17 protein-coding genes are annotated in these 19,600 nt (G+C 65.1%); 15 read left to right on the top strand and 2 right to left on the bottom strand.

Annotated elements, in window-relative coordinates; genetic code table 11:
- Positions 1 to 318: 318 nt before the first annotated feature.
- The 8 genes from rpsB (at position 319) to EWU68_RS08610 (ending at position 8,141) form a co-directional block, all read left to right on the top strand.
- Positions 319 to 1,197, top strand: coding sequence for a 30S ribosomal protein S2 (gene rpsB, locus EWU68_RS08645; protein ID WP_129315734.1), 879 nt, complete (start codon positions 319 to 321; stop codon positions 1,195 to 1,197).
- A 110-nt stretch (positions 1,198 to 1,307) separates the two neighbouring features.
- Complete coding sequence (tsf, locus tag EWU68_RS08640; RefSeq protein ID WP_129315733.1) at positions 1,308 to 2,138, top strand: translation elongation factor Ts; 831 nt, start codon at positions 1,308 to 1,310, stop codon at positions 2,136 to 2,138.
- Between the two features lie 115 nt (positions 2,139 to 2,253).
- Positions 2,254 to 2,988 (top strand): UMP kinase, encoded by a 735-nt coding sequence (pyrH, locus tag EWU68_RS08635; protein WP_129315732.1) that lies wholly within the window; start codon positions 2,254 to 2,256, stop codon positions 2,986 to 2,988.
- Positions 2,989 to 3,141: 153 nt separating this feature from the next.
- Positions 3,142 to 3,699, top strand: a complete 558-nt coding sequence (gene frr, locus EWU68_RS08630; RefSeq protein WP_129315731.1) for a ribosome recycling factor — start codon at positions 3,142 to 3,144, stop codon at positions 3,697 to 3,699.
- Complete coding sequence (locus tag EWU68_RS08625) at positions 3,699 to 4,547, top strand: phosphatidate cytidylyltransferase (RefSeq protein WP_129315730.1); 849 nt, start codon at positions 3,699 to 3,701, stop codon at positions 4,545 to 4,547. The genes frr and EWU68_RS08625 overlap by 1 nt, the downstream gene beginning before the upstream one ends.
- A 28-nt stretch (positions 4,548 to 4,575) precedes the next feature.
- The gene (locus tag EWU68_RS08620; protein WP_162421429.1) at positions 4,576 to 5,193 is read left to right on the top strand and encodes a DivIVA domain-containing protein; all 618 of its coding nucleotides are present in this window, start codon (positions 4,576 to 4,578) and stop codon (positions 5,191 to 5,193) included.
- 101 nt (positions 5,194 to 5,294) lie between these two features.
- Entirely contained in the window at positions 5,295 to 7,151 is a 1,857-nt protein-coding gene (locus EWU68_RS08615; RefSeq protein ID WP_129315728.1) for an ABC transporter ATP-binding protein, read from the top strand.
- Positions 7,152 to 7,217: 66 nt separating this feature from the next.
- Positions 7,218 to 8,141, top strand: a complete 924-nt coding sequence (locus EWU68_RS08610) for a glycoside hydrolase family 18 protein (RefSeq protein WP_129315727.1) — start codon at positions 7,218 to 7,220, stop codon at positions 8,139 to 8,141.
- Between the two features lies 1 nt (position 8,142).
- Here the strand turns inward: EWU68_RS08610 and EWU68_RS08605 are convergent, their stop codons facing one another.
- Positions 8,143 to 9,339 (bottom strand): 4-hydroxybenzoate 3-monooxygenase, encoded by a 1,197-nt coding sequence (locus tag EWU68_RS08605; RefSeq protein WP_129315726.1) that lies wholly within the window; start codon positions 9,337 to 9,339, stop codon positions 8,143 to 8,145.
- Between the two features lie 329 nt (positions 9,340 to 9,668).
- On the opposite strand from EWU68_RS08605, the gene EWU68_RS08600 reads away from it, so the two are divergent.
- The 6 genes from EWU68_RS08600 (at position 9,669) to EWU68_RS08575 (ending at position 17,198) form a co-directional block, all read left to right on the top strand.
- A complete protein-coding gene (locus tag EWU68_RS08600; protein WP_162421431.1) occupies positions 9,669 to 10,934 on the top strand; it encodes an SLC13 family permease in 1,266 nt (421 codons plus the stop codon).
- A 13-nt stretch (positions 10,935 to 10,947) separates the two neighbouring features.
- On the top strand, positions 10,948 to 12,030 hold the full coding sequence (locus EWU68_RS08595) for a PrpF domain-containing protein (RefSeq protein ID WP_129315724.1): 1,083 nt from the start codon (positions 10,948 to 10,950) through the stop codon (positions 12,028 to 12,030).
- Between the two features lie 162 nt (positions 12,031 to 12,192).
- Positions 12,193 to 13,518 (top strand): M50 family metallopeptidase, encoded by a 1,326-nt coding sequence (locus EWU68_RS08590; protein ID WP_129315772.1) that lies wholly within the window; start codon positions 12,193 to 12,195, stop codon positions 13,516 to 13,518.
- A gap of 19 nt (positions 13,519 to 13,537) precedes the next feature.
- The gene (locus tag EWU68_RS08585; protein ID WP_129315723.1) at positions 13,538 to 14,476 is read left to right on the top strand and encodes a GNAT family N-acetyltransferase; all 939 of its coding nucleotides are present in this window, start codon (positions 13,538 to 13,540) and stop codon (positions 14,474 to 14,476) included.
- 93 nt (positions 14,477 to 14,569) lie between these two features.
- Positions 14,570 to 16,369: a proline--tRNA ligase gene (locus EWU68_RS08580; protein ID WP_129315722.1), complete on the top strand. Its 1,800-nt coding sequence runs from the start codon at positions 14,570 to 14,572 to the stop codon at positions 16,367 to 16,369.
- Positions 16,370 to 16,394: 25 nt separating this feature from the next.
- Entirely contained in the window at positions 16,395 to 17,198 is an 804-nt protein-coding gene (locus EWU68_RS08575; protein WP_129315721.1) for a sulfite exporter TauE/SafE family protein, read from the top strand.
- Positions 17,199 to 17,796: 598 nt separating this feature from the next.
- Here the strand turns inward: EWU68_RS08575 and EWU68_RS08570 are convergent.
- Positions 17,797 to 18,846, bottom strand: coding sequence for a hypothetical protein (locus EWU68_RS08570; RefSeq protein ID WP_129315720.1), 1,050 nt, complete (start codon positions 18,844 to 18,846; stop codon positions 17,797 to 17,799).
- Between the two features lie 101 nt (positions 18,847 to 18,947).
- On the opposite strand from EWU68_RS08570, the gene EWU68_RS08565 reads away from it, so the two are divergent.
- On the top strand, positions 18,948 to 19,595 hold the full coding sequence (locus EWU68_RS08565; protein WP_129315719.1) for a ribosome maturation factor RimP: 648 nt from the start codon (positions 18,948 to 18,950) through the stop codon (positions 19,593 to 19,595).
- The last annotated feature ends 5 nt before the right edge of the window (positions 19,596 to 19,600 follow it).

The raw sequence follows: 19,600 nt of genomic DNA, 5'->3' as shown, positions 1-19,600 counted from the left end.
TGTGATTGATGTCGGTGGATATTTTGTCGGTGGACAATTCGCGCGTGCTGTATAGTTGCCGTAGCAGTGGACGAACTGTGTCCGCTGACTTCGCGTGACCTGTGCGTCCTTCGGCAGAAGAAGGACGGTGCCAGCCAACGGTCCGCCACCCGCGCGGTGGCGGTGACGGCAGGTTCAGGACCCGCCCGGGACCTCCCGGCGGTGAATCGCAGATCGCCAGGAACGTGGTGGGCGCGTGCCCGCCCGAGACAACCGATAACTACGAGGACGGTGCGTGACCCAGAAGCACGTGGGGCGTACCGCACCAAAGGAGACGACATGCCCGTCGTAACTATGCGCCAGCTGCTCGATTCCGGTGTCCACTTCGGTCACCAGACCCGCCGCTGGAACCCGAAGATGAAGCGCTTCATCTTCACCGAGCGCAACGGCATCTACATCATCGATCTGCAGCAGTCGCTCGAATTCATCGACCGCGCGTTCGAGGCCGTCAAGGCAACCGTCGCGCACGGTGGAACCATCCTCTTCGTGGGCACCAAGAAGCAGGCCCAGGAAGCCATCGCGGAGCAGGCAACCCGCGTCAACATGCCGTACGTCAACCACCGTTGGCTCGGCGGCATGCTCACCAACTTCGCCACGGTCTCCAAGCGCATCGAGCGCATGAAGGAACTCGAGCAGGTCGACTTCGACGACGTCGCCGCCTCGCAGTACACCAAGAAGGAGCTCCTGCTGCTCCGTCGCGAGTTCGAGAAGCTCGAGAAGACCCTGGGCGGTATCCGCAACCTGTCCAAGACCCCGTCGCTGCTGTGGGTCGTCGACACCAAGAAGGAACACCTCGCGGTCGACGAAGCACAGAAGCTCGGCATCCCGGTCGTTGCGATCCTGGACACCAACTGCGACCCGGACGAAGTCGCCTTCCCGATCCCGGGCAACGACGACGCGATCCGCTCCGTCAACCTGCTGACCCGCGTGGTCGCCGACGCCGTGGCCGAAGGCCTGCTCGAGCGCAACAACAAGCAGGCCGGCAAGGCAGACGCCCCCGAGGAGCCCATGGCAGAGTGGGAGAAGGAACTTCTCGAGCAGCACGAGGCTCAGAAGGCAGAGAAGGCCGCCGACGCCGAGACCTCCGAGAAGGCTTCGGAGTCCGAGGCACCGGAGAAGACCGAGGCCGAGGAATCCGCCGAGGCTTCGTCCAACTAATCCCCCGTTGACCGGTCCGCGCACGATCGGACCGCACAGCAACCGCAGGGCCGGGCCGCACCGGCCCGGCCCTGCGTCGACGTGCTCATCACAAAACCTAAGGAGTTCAGATGGCGAACTACACTGCAGCCGATATCAAGGCGCTGCGCGAACGCACCGGTGCCGGCATGCTCGACGTCAAGAAGGCTTTGGACGAGGCCGAGGGCGACCAGCAGAAGGCCATGGAGATCATCCGCGTCAAGGGTCTCAAGGGCGTCACCAAGCGCGAAGGCCGCGCGACCGCTGAAGGCCTCGTCGCCGCGCGCGTCGAGAACGGCGTCGGCTACCTCGTCGAGGTCAACTCGGAGACCGACTTCGTGGCGAAGTCCGCTCCGTTCATCGAATTCGGCAACGACGTTCTCGAGGCGGCCGTGAGCGCGGACGCCGGCAGCCTCGAGGACCTCCTGAAGGCGACCTCCAAGGGCAAGACCGTGGAGGAGCAGGTCACCGAGGCCGGCGCCCTGCTCGGCGAGAAGGTCGTCGTTCGCCGCGTCGCACGCCTCGAGGGCGACAACGTGGCCGTCTACCTGCACAAGACCTCGAAGGACCTGCCCGCACAGGTCGGCGTCCTTCTCGCCGTCGATGGCAAGGACGCGGAGGAAGTCGCCCACGACGTCGCCGTCCACATCGCCGCCATGGCACCGAAGTTCCTCGACGAGTCCGCGATCCCGGCCGAGCAGGTCGAGTCCGAGCGTCACATCGCCGAAGAGACCGCCCGTTCCGAGGGCAAGCCCGAGAAGATCATTCCCCAGATCGTCCAGGGACGTCTGAAGGGCTTCTTCAAGGAGAACACCCTCGTCGACCAGGACTTCGCCAAGGACTCCAAGAAGTCCGTCGGCCAGGTTCTGGAAGAGGCGGGTGCCCAGGCGACCGGGTTCGTGCGTTTCCGCGTCGGCAACTGACAAACCCAGTGATTGAGGGAGCGTCCACCGCGAGTGGGCGCTCCCTCTTTGCGTAAGCTGTTTGCGACAGCGCAGACCAACCACGACCAGCAGGGCCGGGAGCCCAGGAGGATCAATGTCCGTCAATACCACCCCCTCAGCCGCACCTCACCGCCGTCGCGTCTTGCTCAAACTCTCGGGAGAGGTTTTCGGCGGCGGCCGCGTCGGCATCGACACCGCGGTCGTGCGCAAGTTCGCCGAGCAGATTGCCTCGACCGTGGGGCAGGCGGAAACCTCGATCGTGGTCGGCGGCGGAAACTTCTTCCGGGGCGCTGAACTCTCCTCGGCAGGCCTCGACCGCTCGCGCGCCGATTACATGGGCATGCTCGGCACGGTCATGAACTCCCTGGCCCTCCAGGACATCCTCGAACAGAGCGGGGTGGACACCCGCGTGCAGTCGGCCATCGAGATGGCCCAGGTCGCCGAGAACTACATCCCTCGGCGTGCCATCCGCCACATGGAGAAGGACCGCGTGGTCATCTTCGGCGCCGGAGCGGGGCTCCCGTACTTCTCGACCGATACCGTGGCTGCGCAGCGAGCCCTCGAGATCGGTGCCGACGAGGTCCTGGTCGCCAAGAACGGCGTCGACGGCGTCTACACGGCGGATCCGAAGGTCGAGCCCGACGCCGAGATGCTGACCCACCTGACGTACGGCGAAGCTCTTCACCGCGACATCCGCGTGATGGACCAGACGGCGTTCAGCCTGTGCAAGGACAACAACGTGACCATGCGCGTATTCGGCATGCAGGGTGAGAACAACGTCGCACGCGCGATCCTCGGTGAGGAGATCGGCACGCTGGTGACCGCCTAGTCCCCGGGCACGGCGGTTAGCCCCGCCCCGAGCGGGGTGGCTAGACTGATTCAGGAGACTTTCGCCGACGTCGCGACCGGTCCGCCCGGGCCGGTGCGACGCCGCAGCGGCCCGGCCGGAACAGCCGGGTGCACAGAGAATGAGGAGATCGAAGTGATCGAAGAAGCCCTGTCCGACGCCCGCACCAAGATGGGCAAAGCCGTCGACGCCGCAAAGGAAGACTTCGCCGCCGTGCGCACCGGCCGCGCCAACCCGTCGATGTTCTCCGGCGTGCTCGTCAGCTACTACGGAACCCCGACCCCCTTGCAGCAGCTCGCTTCCTTCCAGAACCCCGACGCTCGCACGCTCCTCATCACCCCGTTCGACAAGACCTCGCTCAACGACATCGAGAAGGCCCTGCGCGATTCCGACCTTGGCGCGAATCCTGCCAATGACGGCAACGTGATCCGCGTGGTGATGCCGGAACTCACGGAGGAGCGCCGCAAGGATTACGTGCGCGTGGTCTCGGGCAAGGCCGAGGACGCCCGCGTCTCGGTCCGCAATATCCGGCGCACGGCCAAGACCTCGATCGAAAAGGCCGTCAAGGACGGCGAGACCGGCGAAGACGAGGGCAACCGGGCCGAGAAAGAGCTCGACGCCATCACGAAGAAGCACATCGAGCAGATCGACGACCTGCTGAAGCGCAAGGAAGCCGAGCTGCTCGAGGTCTGATGTCGTCTCCCGCAGACCCCTCGACCTCGCCCAGGAAACAGTCCAAGGCCGGCAGAGACCTGCCGGCCGCCATCGGCGTCGGCGCGAGCCTGGTCGTGGTCGTCATCATCGGACTGTTCTTCGTCCCGCTGGTGATCGTGGCCCTCGCGGCCCTCGCGGCCGCCGTCGGCACGTGGGAAGTCGGTCGGTCCCTCAACCACAAGAGGGGAATGCGGATCCCACTCGTGCCCGCCGTGGTGACGGGCGCACTGTTTCCCTTCGCCGCCTATTACGGCGGGGGAGAGGCCCTGATCCTGTCGGTCCTCGGAGCCGTCGTTCTGCTGACTCTCTGGAGGGCCTTCGGGCGAAAAGACGGAATGCTCCAGTCCATCATGGGCGGGATCTTCGTGATGAGCTGGGTCCCGTTCATGCTGGCCCTTGCGGTCCTGATCTTTCGTGAGGACAATGGGGCCGCCAAGGTATTCACGATCGTGCTCATGGCCATCGGCAACGATACCTGGGGGTACGTCGCGGGCGTTCTGTTCGGGAAGCACCCCATGGCCCCGAGAATCAGCCCCAAGAAGACTTGGGAAGGGTTCGCGGGCTCGATGGTCGGTTCCATGGTGGTGGGAGTGCTGTGCGCGGTTCTCCTGCTGCACGCGCCGTGGTGGAACGGGCTGGTGATCGCCGTCCTGCTCGTCATCGCCTCGACGGTCGGGGACCTCGCAGAATCGATGGTCAAGCGCGAAATCGGCATCAAGGACATGAGCAATATCCTTCCCGGCCATGGCGGAGTCATGGACAGGCTGGATTCGATCGTCTTCGCCGCGGCCATCGGCTACGTCATCTTCGCCGCACTGCTGGTCTGACCCAACCCGATATTCACTGGAGGAAGCCATGCCCGGCTCATCGGTCCGAGAACCCAACGACGCCGCGACCGCGACGCAGGAAACCCATCGCATAGGTCGGGTCCCGCGCAAGCACAAGGGATACTCGACTCAGCAGGTTCGACAGATCCTCGACCGGTGCGGACAGCAGGTCGAATCCCTGCTTGCAGGCAACCCGGAGCTGACGATTACCGCCGCCGAGATCCGAGGCGTCGAGTTCGACCAGGAAAAGGGCGGCTACCGGCCGGCCGATGTCGACCGGGCCCTGGAATCCTACGAAGACCATTTCGCCGAGGTCGAGAAGAACGAAGCCCTCCGTCACGAAGGACAGGATGCCTGGCACGACCACGCATCGGCCTTGGCGGACCTCGTGATGGGCAGGCTCAAGCGACCCGATGGTGAACGGTTCCGACGCCCCGCCAGGCGCCGCACCGAAGGGTACTTCGTGGGCGACGTGGACCGTTTGTGCAGGGAGTTGCTGGACTACTTCCGCAACTCAGACGACGTCTCGCCGGCCAAAATCCGCAGCGCCTCGTTCAGGCCCGCGACCACCAAACACGCCTACGACGAGGCCCAGGTGGACGCGTTCCTGGAACGAGCCATCCAACTCACTCAAGCATTGCGCTGATTGCGCCCCGGCGGTCGACGACCGCGGACGCTGATCACATCGTCCGACGACCGCCGTGACCCTTCCGACACCGCGGCGCCGTGCTCTGGAAGGAGAAGTCTATGCGCAGCATTGCTCGCATCATGAGGGCCACCGGCTCGCTCTGGCCCTTCTACCTCGGCATCCTGATCTGTTCGGTGCTCACGGCGGTCGGGTCGCTCGCCACACCCTTCGTGCTGAAGTTCGCGACCGACGCCGTCGTCGCGGCTCTCAACGGGCACGGCGAGTCGACCGTCCGCATCATTTTCACGTTCGCCGGGCTGTACCTGGTCATGCAGTTGTTCAGCACGTTCATCTCGAATTACGGCGGATACCTGGGCGACATCATGGGGCAACGCATGCGGTCCCTTCTGTCGACCCGGTACTTCCACAAATTGTTGAGCCTGCCGCAGAGCTACTTCGACACCCAGCTGACCGGGTCCGTGGTCTCCCGCCTCAACAGGTCGATCGCGGAAGTCACGTTCTTCATCAAGTCGATGTCGAACAACTTCTTCTCGACCATCATCACGACGATCGCGGTGCTCATCATCATGTTCGTCTACTACTGGCCGTTGGCCCTCCTGCTGCTCGTGATCTACCCGACCTATTTGTGGCTCACCGGCCTGACCAGCCGGAAGTGGCAGGTTTGGGAACGCGACAAGAACGAGCACATCGACCTGGCGGGCGGACGATTCAACGAAGTGATCTCGCAGCTGAGGGTGGTCAAGTCCTTCGGTACGCAGGCCAGGGAACTCGCGGCCTTCACCCGGCATTTCACGGACACCGTGTCACTGACCAAGGACCAGTCGCGGCATTGGCACCGCATGGACAACTTCCGCAGGTCGGCGCTGAACATCGTGTTCTTCCTGATGTACCTGCTGATCTTCTGGAAGACCCTCGAAGGCGATTTCTCCCTCGGCGACATGGTGCTGATGATCCAGCTGATGGCGATGGCTTCCCAGCCTGTCGCGATGCTCTCGTGGATCATCGACTCGGCGCAGCGCGCGATCGCCGGATCCCGCGAATATTTCGAGGTCATGAGCCTGCCGGACGATCCGCGCTCGGGCTCCGTGGTTGCCCCGACGGTGACCGGCACGATCGACCGAGTCTCGCCCGACGGCCGCGAGGAGCGGGCCCCGATGTCGAATTCGTCGGAGAGCCTTCCCGACCCGGTCATCACTTTCGAAGACGTTGCCTTCGCCTACGACGGCGAGCAGGCCGTTCTCCAGGACATCAATCTGGCCGTCTCCCGGGGCGAGAAAGTGGCCTTCGTGGGCGAGTCCGGGGGCGGGAAATCCACCCTGATGTCCCTCCTCCAGGGCCTGTACATCCCCACCGAAGGCCGGGTGACGGTCGCGGGATTCGACACCTCGACCTCGACCCTGGGGCAAATGCGCGAGGCCATGGGCATGGTGTTCCAGGATGCTTCCTTGTTCTCCGGAACCATTGCCGAGAACATCGCCTATGCGAGGCCCCAGGCCACGCGGGAGGAGATCGTGGAGGCCGCGAAGCAGGCCAACGCCGATGTCTTCGTCCAGCAGTTTGCCGACGGCTACGATTCCCTGATCGGCGAACGCGGCCTCAAGCTCTCGGGCGGACAGAAGCAGAGGATTGCGGTCGCCCGCGCAATTCTCAAGGACGCACCGATCCTGATTCTCGACGAGGCCACCAGCGCGCTGGACACCCGGTCCGAACGCGTGGTGCAGGAGGCGCTGGACCGGTTGATGATCGGGAGAACCAGCCTGATCATTGCGCACCGATTGTCGACGATCTCGGCCGTCGACCGCATCGTGACGCTCGAGAACGGGCGGATCAGGGAAGTCGGCACGCCGAGCGAGCTCGCGACCTCGGGCGGCATCTATTCCGAGTTGCTGGAACTGCAGATGTCCGCCACGGCCGCGGATCGGCAGCGACTCAAGAAATTCGGCATCGTCGGCTAGGCCGCACCAGGATTGGGCGAGGTGTCTCCGGTACCGTCGGTATCGCCGACTGTCGAAAGGATCACCATGAAGCTCTCCCGCACGGTCATCGTCTCCGGGCTCCTGGGCACCAGCGTTCTGGGCCTCGCAGGTCCGGCGGCCCAAGCATCGGAGGCGGCCCCGGCCTCACACGAGATCTCGCCGTACCTCAACGTCAGCCAGTCCAACGTCCACACGTTGCAGGAAAACCAGGCCGCCACCGGCGTCTCCGCGGCGACCCTGGCATTCCTCAACGCGCGACCCGGAAGCTGCGAGCTCCAGTGGGACGCGGCCGCCGGGCAGGGGCCGGGGTATCTCCAGGAACAGATCGCGCAGTACCAGCAGGCCGGTGGCGCGGCCACGATCTCCTTCGGTGGAGCAGGCAACCGGGACAACCTCTTGGCCCACACGTGCGACGACGTCGGCCGCATCACCGATGCCTACAGGCAGGTCGTGGACACCTACGGTGTCACGCACCTCGACTTCGACCTCGAGCAAGGTGCCCAGAAGGACGACGCCGCCAACCAGCGCCGCAACCAGGCACTGGCCCAGCTCCAGCAGGAACGGCCCGGAGTCACGGTCGATTACACCTTCCCTGTCGAGCCGAGAGGATTGGGCCCGGACGCCCAGGGCGTGCTGTCCGATGCGGCGACCAAGGGCGTGTCTGTCAACACCGTGAACATCATGACGATGGACTTCGGCAAGGAGCAGGACACCGTCCGTTCCGGGAAATACGCCATCGACGGGACCAACGCGCAGCTGGCGGAGCTGTACGGCGAGCAACGTCCGGGACTCGGAGTGACCTTCAGTATGGGCGAGAGCGCCAACCAGCAGGACTTCACCCAGGAGAACGCCAGGGAGCTCCAGAGCTATGCCGTCGAGCAGGGAGCGTCCAAGCTGTCCTATTGGCAACTGGCCAAGGACGCCGAGACCGATTACGGCTATTCCCGGACACTGGCCGACCTCGGATAGGTCAGCCGGATGTGGTCGGGATGTCCGGCCACCCCGTGTACTGCTCGGCGAGGAAAGCCTGACCGTGCACGGAATCGACCACGGATCGCAGCTCTCCTCGGTGTCTCGCGGAGGCGAAGGTGCTCTCCTCAGGGTCCTGGTGCAGCATCCCGGTCATCCAGTAGGAGAAGTTCTGCGCCTTCCAGACCCGTGAGAGGGCGGTCGAGGAGTACTCGTCCAGCAAAGCGCTGTTGCCTCGGACCGCCGAGGCCAGGGCCGGGGCGAGAACCCGAACATCCGCGAGCGCCAGGTTGAGGCCCTTGGCACCCGTGGGCGGAACCGTGTGCGCGGCGTCACCGGCCAGGACCAACCGCTCGTATCTCATGGGATCGCACACGAAGGACCGGAACTTGAGCACGGTCTTCTCGAAGATGGGCCCGGTTTTCAGTTCCAGGTGATCCGGACCGTCGATGCGTTTTTGGAGTTCGTTCCAAATGTCCTCGTCGCTCCATGCATCAGGGTCGGTGTCCGGGTCGCACTGGAAATACATGCGCTGTACGTCCGCGCTGCGCTGTGAGATGAGTGCGAAGCCGCGAGGGGACCGGGCGTAGATGAGCTCAGGGGCGCTCGGGGCGGCGGTGGCCAGGATCCCGAACCAGGCAAAGGGGTAGGTGGTCGACGAATGCGTGCGCCGATGCTCCGGAATGGCGTTGCGGCACACGGATCGTGACCCGTCGGCGCCCACGACGTACCGGGCACGGACCACTCGGCTGGACCCGTCCGATTCCACGAAACGTATCCCAGGATTCTCGGAGTCGATGTCCAGGGGGTGAGCCTCGGAGACTTCGTACCGGACGTCCATGGTGTGATGGTGTGCGGCCGAGGCCAGATCGTGGAAGACCTCGTTCTGCGGATACAACCAGACCGATTCGCCGACCAGTTCGCGGAAGTCGACCCGATGGGACTCTCCGTCGAAACGCAGATCGATGCCGTCGTGCCGGTGTCCTTCGGACAGCACCCGTGACCCGAGGTCTTCGTGGGCGAGCATCTCGACGGACGCGTGTTCCAGAATCCCTGCCCGGTGCGTCCGATGGATTTCTTCCTCGCCCCGAGAATCGACAGTGACCGTGGACAACCCCTCGCGGCGCAACAGGTGGGCGAGCATGAGGCCGGCAGGGCCTGCTCCTATGATGGCGACGTCCACCGACCGGTCCGACATAATTCTCCTTTCGACGTTTGTTCCAGCTCACATCTGATGGGTGAGATCGCCCAACGCTCGTTCGCATGCCGAACAAGCCGCCTCGAGGGCGGACGGGGAGCGGTATGCTCCGCATGCTCGGTCCCCGCCGAGGACCGGGGATCGCAACTTAATGCATTCCGAGGCGAAGTGTCTCTGCTGATACGGTGACTTGGGCCTCGCCACCCATCGTTCCCCACGAGGAGTCCGGCATCCGCCTTCGGGCGTCGAACCGACTGAACTCTTCCCTGGTGCGGGCGAACGGTCCCGAACGGCCCTCACCTTCTTCGACGCTGACTTTGGAGAGATTCTTGACTCTGCCCCAGACCGTTTCCCTGGTCCTGCTCATCCTGGTCCTGATCGGGGCCGTGTGGAAAAAGATCAACATCGGGATTCTCTCCCTGTGCGCGACTTTCGTGCTGCTCATCGTCTCCGGAGCCTCCGCGGACGAGGTGTACAAGAGCTTCCCCGCCGATCTGGTGGTGCTGATCATCGGCGTTTCCCTGATGTTCAGCCATCTGGAGCTCAGCGGGGCGATCCGATGGATCATCAACGGAGTCTTCACACTGGTTGGGCCGCGCCACGGCCTGATTCCATGGGTCGGCTTCCTGCTCGGCGGATTCCTCTCGACCGTCGGAATCTTCAGCACGGGGCCGGTAGCAATCCTGGTTCCGATCATCGCATTCGTCTCCGTGACCTACCCCGGTACGTACTTGATCAACGCCTTGGGCGTGATCATGGGGGCCATCGGCTTGGGGATGTCGCCCCTGAACCCCACAGGAGCCACCCTCCAGCACCTGGCGAGCAAGGCCGGCGTCTCCTACTCGGGCTGGGGCCTGTGGCTCGTGGCCGTCGTGGTCACCGCCGTCGCGCTCGCGGCCCTCCAGGTGCTCTTCCGGAACCTGGCCAAGCGAGGCAAGGCACTCGTCGAACCACGCGCCTCACAGGTCGAGGAAGGCGCCGGCTCCAGCTCCGAATCGATCAACACTGCCTACGCGGTGGCATCGATCATCGGTCTGGTCCTGTTCGTGGTCTGCGTGATCGCCTTCGGGTTCGACGTCGGGCTCACCGCCATGGCGGTCACCGCCGTGTTGCAGCTGATTTTCCACCCGGAGCAGAAGGAGATGCTGGGGCGCGTCCCGTGGGGAGCGACACTGCTGATCGGTGGCCTGCTGACGTATCTCGGTCTCCTGGAATCCGTGGGAACCATCGACTCGATCCAGAACTCGATGAGCGGCGTGGCCTCGGGGGCGATTCTCCTCCTGGTCCTGGCCTACCTGACCGCGGTCCTGTGCAATGTGGAGTCCTCCGCCCTGGGCGTGCTGAGCCTGACCATGCCCCTGGTCTTCGGTTTCTTCGCGGATTCCCCGCATATCTTTTGGATCGTGGCGGCGGTTGCGGTGCCTTCCGGTCTCATGGTGATGAACCCGATCCACATCGCCGGAACACTCGTGGTCGCCAACGCGCAACAGGACAAGCAGAACGACGTCTTCAGGATGTTCCTCGCGACCTCGCTGGGCATGACGATCGTCGTGCCCGGGATCCTCGCCGTCATACCGCTGGCACTGGGCCTCTGAGAGAGTGGTCACCATGACGACCGACGCATTGCCCGTATCCAGCGTCCGCGGTGGGACCAGCCGCGGCGTATTCCTCAGAATCCGCGATCTGCCCCGGGAACCTTCGGCGAGGGACGCGCTGTGCGTGGCGCTCATCGGCAGCCCCGACCCTTTGGCCGTCGACGGTCTGGGCGGCGGAGCGTCGTCGAACAGCAAGATCATGGCCGTGGACGTGCCGGAAGGCATCATCGGCCTGCCCGGAGCGGAGGGGTGCCCGGACGACGTCGACCTGGTGACCCTGTTCGCCCAGGTCGATCCCCGGAGGCCCAACGTGGATCTGAGCGGCAACTGCGGGAACCTGAGCGCGGCCGCGAGCGCTTACGCCTTGTCCCGTGGCCTGGTCCGTGGCGTGGGCGAACGTTGCTCGGTTCGGGTGTGGAACATGAATACCCGGTCGGTCTACGAGCTCGAGCACGAGCTCTCCGGGGGAGTCCTGCCCCGGTCCGGCGACTTCTCGATGCCCGGGGTGCTCGCCGACGGACCCCGTATTGATATGCGATTCGAAGCGCCCGGCGGAGAGCAGACCGGAGCTGCCCTGCCGTGCGGACCCGTGTCCTTTCTTCCGGAGGCAGGACTCGAGGCGAGCCTCGTCGATATCACGAACCCCTTGGTCCTCGTTCGGGCCGAGGACGTCGGACTGCCCGCCGGGGCCACGCCCGAGGAGCTCAACGCCCGGACCGAAGTTCTGGATCGCCTCGAAGTCCTGCGGAAGGAAGCGGGACGGCGGATGGGGTTGCCCGCGAGCGCGGCGATACCCAAGGTCTCCTGCCTGAACCACGCCGAGGGGTCGCACGAGGTAGGGGTGCGGACGACGTCCCTGGGGGTGTTTCACCATGCCATCCCCGTGACGGCGGCCGTCGCGATCGGCGGGGCATCGGCGCTCGGAGGCACCCTGCTCGATGAATTTGCCGTCCCGACGTCGGACGGCGACCTGCTGATCAGTCAGCCCAAGGGCACCGTGACGACGACGGCGCGCGCCTTCCAGGGGCGGGTGCAATCGGCCGGAATCGCTCGTACCGCACGAATCATTGCCGATGCGGTGGTTCATCCGGCCTGAGGGCGCGCCGTCCGGGCCTGGACTCGCGCACGGCACGGCGCGGAGCGACCGGGAACGTTCCGGGTGCTCGTAGAATCGAGCTCGCGGGCGATGACCGGTCCGCACAAGAAATGAACGGGAGACTGTGTGGATCTTTCTCAAGTCCTGGGCGGCTCGTGGCTGATGTTTGTGGTCGGTGTGCTCGTCATGGCGGTGGGCATTGCTGTATCCATCGCGCTGCACGAGGTGGGGCACCTGATTCCGGCCAAGCTGTTCAACGTGCGCGTGACCCAGTACATGATCGGATTCGGAAAGACCCTGTTCTCCCGGCGCAAGGGGGAGACCGAGTACGGGGTCAAGGCCGTACCGCTCGGTGGATACATCTCGATGATCGGGATGTACCCGCCGGACAAGGACGGTCGCAAGATCACGAGCGACTCCACGGGACTCGTCCAGCAGATGGCGGCGGAGACCCGCAGCATGGAGGCCGAACGCCTGCAACCAGGTGACGAGAACCGGCAGTTCTACCAGTTGCCGATCTGGAAGCGGATCGTCATCATGCTGGGCGGGCCGTTGATGAACCTTCTGATCGGCGTCGTGTGCCTGAGCATCGTGGTGCTCTCCTTCGGCACCAACGAGCCGACGACCAAGGTGGAATCGGTCAACGAATGCATCCAGAAGGTCCAGGCGGGTCGGGACACCCAGCGAACCGATTGCGGACCCGATGACCCCGCGGCCCCGGCCCACGATGCAGGGGTGAAGCCTGGCGACCGGATCATCCGCTTCGCCGACCAGGACATCGAATCCTGGGACCAGTTGACCCGGTTGATTCGCGAGCACGGTGACCAGGAGGTGCCGGTCGTCGTCGATCGGGACGGCAGGCACGTGCAATTGAGCATGACTCCGATGATCACGCAGCGTCCGGTCACCAACGCTGCCGGCGTCCCGGAGACGAAGGCCGACGGCACGCCCAAAACGGAGGACGTCGGGTTCGTCGGCATCGGGCCGGAACAGGAATTGCGGGATGGAACGGTGGGGGACATCCCGCCGGTCATCGGGCAGACCTTCGGCCAGATCGGAGGAGTGATCATCAAGCTCCCCGTGCGTGTGTGGGACGTCGGCGTCGCCCTCTTCACGCAGAAGGAGCGTCCCGCCGATTCTCCGATGTCGGTGGTCGGCGTGGGCCGAGTCGCCGGCGAGGTGGCATCGACCCAGGACATCCCGACCTCTGCCAAAGCCGGGTACATCGTGTCCGTCCTGGGCACCCTGAACTTCAGCCTCTTCGTGTTCAACCTGATCCCGTTGCTTCCGCTCGACGGCGGACACGCCGCGGGCGCACTGTGGGAGGGAATACGCAGGCTCTGGGCCAGGTTGAGAAGAAGAGCGGACCCCGGACATTTCGACCCCATTCGCTTGTTGCCCCTGACGTACGTCGTGGCCGTGGCCTTCATGGGAATGTCGGTTCTGCTGATCGCCGCGGACATTTTCGACCCGGTGAAAATCTTCTGACCCCGGAAGCAGTGACGTCGTGAAATTCTTGGCACAGCGAGGCGAACGCATCTCGGGCCCCACCGTGCGTCCACTGACCGTGGATGACGACGCCGACCTCCTCTCCCTGATCGGTCGCAGCCCCCTGGCGAATCTGTTTCCCCTGGAACACTACGAACGCATTGGTCTGCCCCGACCATCGTTCCTGACCAGGATGCATTCGGCCTCGCCTTTTGTCGGCGTCTTCGAACCCGCCGAACGTGGCGCGGAGGCCGGTCTCCCGGTGCTGGCCGGAGCCTTCTGGCTGGGGGCGAATCTGGTTCCGATTCACCTGGAACGGCAGCATTTTCCCCGAGTCGCGGACTATGTCCTGCGGACCCGCAAACAGCCGGCGTCCGTCTTCGGGCCGGCCGACATGGTCATGCCCCTGTGGGAGAGAATTCGCGGAAGCATGCCCTTGCCTTTCGACGTGCGCCCCGACCAGCCCTTCATGAGTCTGGCCGATCCCGAGGCGGCCCGTCGCGCGGCGCAGCGTGAGACCGCGCGTGGTCTCTCGCCCGTGCGGTGGGCCGTGGCCGAGGACCTGGATGCTCTTCTGCCCGCGAGCGTGTCGATGTTCACGGAGGAAGTCGGGTACTCGCCGATGGAGCGCAATCCGCAGGGGTATACGGAACGAGTCCTCGATTCGGCCAGGACGGGACGCAGCGTGCTGGCCACGGACCCGGAGGGGAACGTGATCTTCAAAACGGACCTGGGGCTGACCGCGGGGGACATGTGCCAGTTGCAAGGCGTGTGGTTGGCCCCGCGTCTTCGGGGACGAGGTCTCTCCGAAGCGTTCCTCGCTCAGGCCTGCGAACTCATCGCCCCCCGATTTCCGCGCATCAGCCTCTACGTCAATGACTACAACGGCCCTGCCCGGGCCCTCTACCGGGCCGTCGGCTTCGAACGGATCGGCACCTTTTCCACGATCCTGATGTGACGGGGGAGAAGGGCCGATCCGGTATGTACCAGGCGGTCGGCTCCTTTAGACTTGTCGAAGACAATCGGCACTCCAGAGAAACGGACACCATAGTTGGCCATTCGCCTTTCCTCGCTCTTCCTTCGCACCCTGCGTGAGAATCCCGTCGACGCGGACGTGGACAGTCACAAACTCTTGGTGCGCGCCGGGTACATTCGCAGGGCGGCACCCGGAATCTACTCCTGGCTTCCCCTGGGGCTCCGGGTGCTGAACAAGGTCGAGACGATCGTGCGCGAGGAAATGGACGCGATCGGCGCCCAGGAGGTCCACTTCCCGGCTCTGCTCCCGAGGGAGCCCTACGAGACGTCGAATCGGTGGACCGAATACGGCGACAACCTCTTCCGGCTCAAGGACCGCAAGGACGCCGACTACCTTCTGGCGCCGACCCATGAGGAAATGTTCACGCTCCTGGTCAAGGACATGTATTCCTCGTACAAGGATCTTCCGGTCACCTTGTACCAGATCCAGACCAAGTACAGGGACGAAGCCCGCCCGCGTGCAGGTCTCCTGCGCGGCCGCGAATTCATCATGAAGGATTCCTACTCCTTCACCGTGGACGAGGCCGGGCTCGAGGATGCCTACCAGGCGCACCGTGCCGCGTACCAGCGGATCTTCTCACGCCTGGGGCTCGAGACCGTGATCGTCCAGGCCCAGTCCGGAGCCATGGGCGGATCCCGCTCGGAGGAATTCCTCCACCCGACCCCGATCGGCGAGGACACTTTCGTCCGCTCCGACGGTGGGTACGCGGCCAATGTCGAGGCCGTCACGACCGTGGCTCCCGACCCGATGGACGCGGAGGGACTGCCGACTGCCCACGTCGAGGAGACACCGGATTCCCCGACGATCGATACCCTCGTGGCACAGGCCAACGCCCTGCACCCGAGGGAGAGCGCGCCCTGGACTGCAGGCGACACCCTCAAGAACCTGTTGGTCACCGTGGTGCTGCCGACCGGCGAGAAGCAGATGGTCGCCGTCGGTATTCCGGGGGACCGCTCGGTCGACCTCAAACGTCTCGAGGTAAGCCTCGCCGACGCGCTGGAGGTCGGTGGTGAGATCGAGGTCAACCAGGCCGACGACGCCGACCTGCGCAGCTACCCGATGCTCGTCAAGGGGTACATCGGGCCGGGTCTCAGCCTGGATGCCCAGACCCTTGGCGCCGATTCGACCACGGGAATCCCGTACTTCGTGGACCCCCGCGTCGTCGCCGGATCCTCGTGGATCACGGGCGCGAACCTGCAGGGCCGTCACGTCTTCGACCTCGTGGCCGGGCGGGACTTCTCCTGGGACGGCGTGGTGGAGGCGTGCGAGGTCCGCGCGGGCGATCCGGCCCCGGACGGCTCCGGCCCGTTGAAGACCGCCCGCGGAATCGAAATGGGCCACATCTTCGCCCTCGGACGCAAATATGCCGATGCCCTGGGCCTGAAAGTTCTCGACTCGAATGGAAAGCTCGTGACCGTCACGATGGGCTCCTACGGGGTCGGCGTCACACGGGCGCTCGCCGCGATTGCGGAGTCCAACCACGACGAACGCGGCCTGATCTGGCCGAGGAACCTCGCTCCGGCAGATGTCCACGTGGTGGCGGCCGGCAAGGGCGAGGAGATCCTGGAAGGCGCCGAGAGCATTGTCGGCCAGCTCGAGTCCGCAGGATTCGAGGTGATCTTCGACGACCGTCCCAAGACCTCACCCGGGGTCAAATTCGGTGATGCCGAGCTTCTCGGCGTCCCGACCGTGCTCGTCGTGGGTCGTGGCTACAAGGACGGCACCGTGGAGATCAAGGACCGCGCGAGCGGTGAATCCCGCGAGGTCGGGATCTCTTCGGTGGTCGAGGAGCTCACCCGAGAGATGGGATCATGACCGCCCGGTGCCGTGACGCCGCCGCATAATGGCCGGAATCGAATCGTTGGACCCCGGGGTCCTGGTCCTGGTGCTGCTCGGCGGTTTCCTGGCGGGGTGGGTTGACGCCGTCGTCGGCGGGGGCGGACTGATCCAACTGCCCGTCGTGCTGATGGTCCCGGGCATCACTCCCGTCCAAGCCCTCGCGACGAACAAACTCGGGTCCCTCTTCGGGACGAGCACGAGCGCGATCACCTACTTCCGGCGCACGACGACGCCCCTGAAACCCTCGCTGCCCATGGCCGTTGTCGCGTTCTGCGGGAGCTTCGGCGGGGCCATCGTGGCCTCGTCCCTGCCCCAGGCCGTGTTCAAACCGGTGATTCTTCTGGCTCTGGTCGCCGTCGCGGCATTCACGGTGCTGCGCCCGGACGCGGGTCAATTGCACCAGCCGACGACCAGCGAGCGCACGGCCTTGTTGCGCTCCACGATTCTCGGGCTGGTGATCGGCTTCTACGACGGAGTCCTCGGGCCGGGCACCGGATCGTTCCTGATCATCGGTCTGATCACGCTCTTGGGGCAGAGTTTCCTGAGGGCCAGCGCCCAGGCCAAAGTCGCCAACATGGCAACCAACCTCGGGGCGCTCGCCTTCTTCGGTCTCCACGGCTCGATCCTGTGGGCCCTCGGCCTTCTCCTCGGCCTGGCCAACATGGCCGGCGGCTACACCGGGGCCCGGAGCGCCGTCGCGAAGGGAAACGGATTCGTCCGCGTCGTGTTTCTGGCGGTCGTGTCCGTGCTGATCATCAAGACCGGTTGGGACGTGTGGCAGGACCTGGTGCTCGGAAGGAACTAGCCGGACGACGTTCGGGCCGGTGACTCGTGTGGCGCCCTGTGGCGGGCGTGGGGCGGGTGCGGGTGTGGGTACGGCGCGGCGCCGGTACGGCGCGAGGCGGGTGCGGTTCGAGGTGGCACTTTTGAGCGGTGTGGAGCCCGGACGCGGCGCGAGGTGGCACTTTTGAGCGGTGTGGAGCGCGGACGCGCCGCGAGGTGGCAATCTCGTGCGGATTGGGGCGCGAGGTGGCACTTTCGTGCGCTATTTGCCCCAAAAATCGCACAAATTTGCCACTTCGCGGGCCGCGGCGCACGGGATTGCCACTTCGCGGGACAGGGCGCTCAAACTTGCCACCTCGTCGGCACCGAGGCCCCGGAGTACCGCGGCACCCAGGCACGCAGCCCCGCAGCCAGGAGGCACCACAGGACCGCAGCACCGAGGCCTCGCAACCCCGCAACTACGAAGCCCCGCAGCAGCGAAGCCCCGCAGCACCGTAGCCCAGCAGCCCCGCAGCCAGGAGGCACCACAGGACCGCAGCACCGAGGCCCCGCAGCCCCGTAGCACCGCAGCCCAGCAGCCCCGCAACCCCGACGCCGCCCCACGGGGGGCGGACGCAGGGTCAGGATATGCCGGGCAGTGCCGGGATGTCCCCGCTGACTTGGGAGGACACGACTGTGTTCAAGGCCAGGGAGCGTGCGCCCCACGCCGTCCACGACTTCGTTCCGTGCACGCCGGATTTGCCCGGGTCCTGCGTCCGGATCAGCGCCATCGACTCGTGGGCCAGGTGATCCGCCTGACCGGTCATGACCTTCCCGGGATCCTTCGTGTCGTCGGGAAGGTCGTAGGCCGCGTGCGGCTGGGGAACCGACTCGCAGGCCTGGTCCAATCCGGCGCGCAACTGCTGGAGCTGGGAGGAATGGACCGAGGCCGCGACGTCGAGACGCTTGGCCGTGTCCTCGGCGGTCCCGTCGACGTCTTCCCGGGCCTGGAAGTACGACTCCGCCCAGGACGAGGAATAGAGACCGGTCAGGATATCGGACAGCTCCTTGGAGTCCTTCGACGAGCCACGCTTCGAATCCCCGGAGGCCGATCCCGCCGATGCCTTGTCCTTGGCGTCGTCGGACATTGCCGGGCACATCCCCTTCGCGTCCAACGCCTGGTTCTGCCCCAGGCCCGTCATGTCCTTGAGCTGGGCACTCGCCGTCGACGACGCGTCACTCACCTCGCTCAGGGAACCATTGAACAGTTGGACCGTGCCCCACTGATTCACAGCGATCGAAACGAGCGTGGCGGCTTCGTCCGAGCTCAGGCCGTCGGTCGAGGCGAGATCGTAGACGGTCTTCGAACTGCGGGTGATCTCATCGGTCAGCCCGTGAAGATCGGTGGGCCGGCGGGACTCGTCCGCTTCGGCCTTGTCGACGGCCGTGCGGTTGAGTGCATCCAGTTGTTCATCCACGTCGGATTCCAGGTTCTCTTTCTGGAACCCGGAGACCCCTGAGCTCTCGATGCCGGCCCGGAGGGTTTTCAGCTCGGCGGCCGCCTTCTGCTGGGCATCGACGCCGCCCTGTCCGTGCGAGGTCCGCCACCAGACGAAGGCCGACGCCGCGAGGAGCACCAGGAGAACGACCAACACGATCACGAACAGGGTCTTGGCGGCTGCAGTCTTCATGCGTACGTGGTTCCTCTGGTGCTTCGGGTTCCGGGCTCAACTCACCATCATGGCACGTCACCGGGTCCTCTGGGCGCGGTACCCTGGACGCAGGACATGACATGACCATCACAGGAGTTCTTTTGGCCAACAACGGCTCGAACCGCAAGACAGGTACAGGCAAGAACAATTCCCGCGAGCGCCGCAGGATTGCACGTTCGAAGGCCGACGCGGGCTACTCCGACCAGGCGCACCCGCGCAATTCCCTGTCGGACACTCTGGATCTCAACGCCCTGCGCGACGTCGTCGAACCCGTCGTCGCCGAATTCGGGTTGGTGCTCGAAGAACTGGTCGGGCGAGGGGCAGGCCGGACCCAGACGGTGATGGTCGTCGTCGATCTCCAGGAGGACCACGAAGGAAGCGTTGGTCTCGACACGATCGCGGAAGTTTCCACCGCGGTCTCCGAGGCGCTGGACCGGACCGAGCACGACCCCGAGGAAACCTACATGCTCGAGGTCACCTCGCCCGGGGCGACCCGACGCCTCACCGAACCCCGCCACTGGAAGCGTTCGCGCGGGCGTCTGCTGAAAATCAAGACGGCCGACGGACAGTCCTTCCTGGCTCGCCTCGAGGAGACCGACGGGACGACCGCCACCATCGCCCGCAAGAAGGACACACCCAAGGGGGTGCCTGCCAAATATTCGGAGCCCGAAGACCTCGCGATCTCGGATGTGAATTCCGCCCAGGTCGAGGTCGAGTTCAGTGACTGAAGGAT

It is taken from the genome of Rothia koreensis, assembly GCF_004136575.1.
Taxonomy (GTDB): Bacteria; Actinomycetota; Actinomycetes; order Actinomycetales; family Micrococcaceae; genus Rothia; species Rothia koreensis.
Note: the sequence above shows the minus strand (reverse complement) of the source record. Positions and strands in the feature narration are given on the sequence as shown.

Excerpts from the sequence above, each read along its gene's own strand:
- rpsB (WP_129315734.1), top strand. The coding sequence starts at position 319 with ATGCCCGTCGTAACTATGCGCCAGCTGCTCGATTCCGGTGTCCACTTC.
- tsf (WP_129315733.1), top strand. The coding sequence starts at position 1,308 with ATGGCGAACTACACTGCAGCCGATATCAAGGCGCTGCGCGAACGCACC.
- pyrH (WP_129315732.1), top strand. The coding sequence starts at position 2,254 with ATGTCCGTCAATACCACCCCCTCAGCCGCACCTCACCGCCGTCGCGTC.
- EWU68_RS08625 (WP_129315730.1), top strand. The coding sequence starts at position 3,699 with ATGTCGTCTCCCGCAGACCCCTCGACCTCGCCCAGGAAACAGTCCAAG.
- EWU68_RS08620 (WP_162421429.1), top strand. The coding sequence starts at position 4,576 with ATGCCCGGCTCATCGGTCCGAGAACCCAACGACGCCGCGACCGCGACG.
- EWU68_RS08615 (WP_129315728.1), top strand. The coding sequence starts at position 5,295 with ATGCGCAGCATTGCTCGCATCATGAGGGCCACCGGCTCGCTCTGGCCC.
- EWU68_RS08610 (WP_129315727.1), top strand. The coding sequence starts at position 7,218 with ATGAAGCTCTCCCGCACGGTCATCGTCTCCGGGCTCCTGGGCACCAGC.
- EWU68_RS08605 (WP_129315726.1), bottom strand. The coding sequence starts at position 9,339 with ATGTCGGACCGGTCGGTGGACGTCGCCATCATAGGAGCAGGCCCTGCC.
- EWU68_RS08595 (WP_129315724.1), top strand. The coding sequence starts at position 10,948 with ATGACGACCGACGCATTGCCCGTATCCAGCGTCCGCGGTGGGACCAGC.
- EWU68_RS08590 (WP_129315772.1), top strand. The coding sequence starts at position 12,193 with ATGTTTGTGGTCGGTGTGCTCGTCATGGCGGTGGGCATTGCTGTATCC.
- EWU68_RS08570 (WP_129315720.1), bottom strand. The coding sequence starts at position 18,846 with ATGAAGACTGCAGCCGCCAAGACCCTGTTCGTGATCGTGTTGGTCGTT.
- EWU68_RS08565 (WP_129315719.1), top strand. The coding sequence starts at position 18,948 with ATGACCATCACAGGAGTTCTTTTGGCCAACAACGGCTCGAACCGCAAG.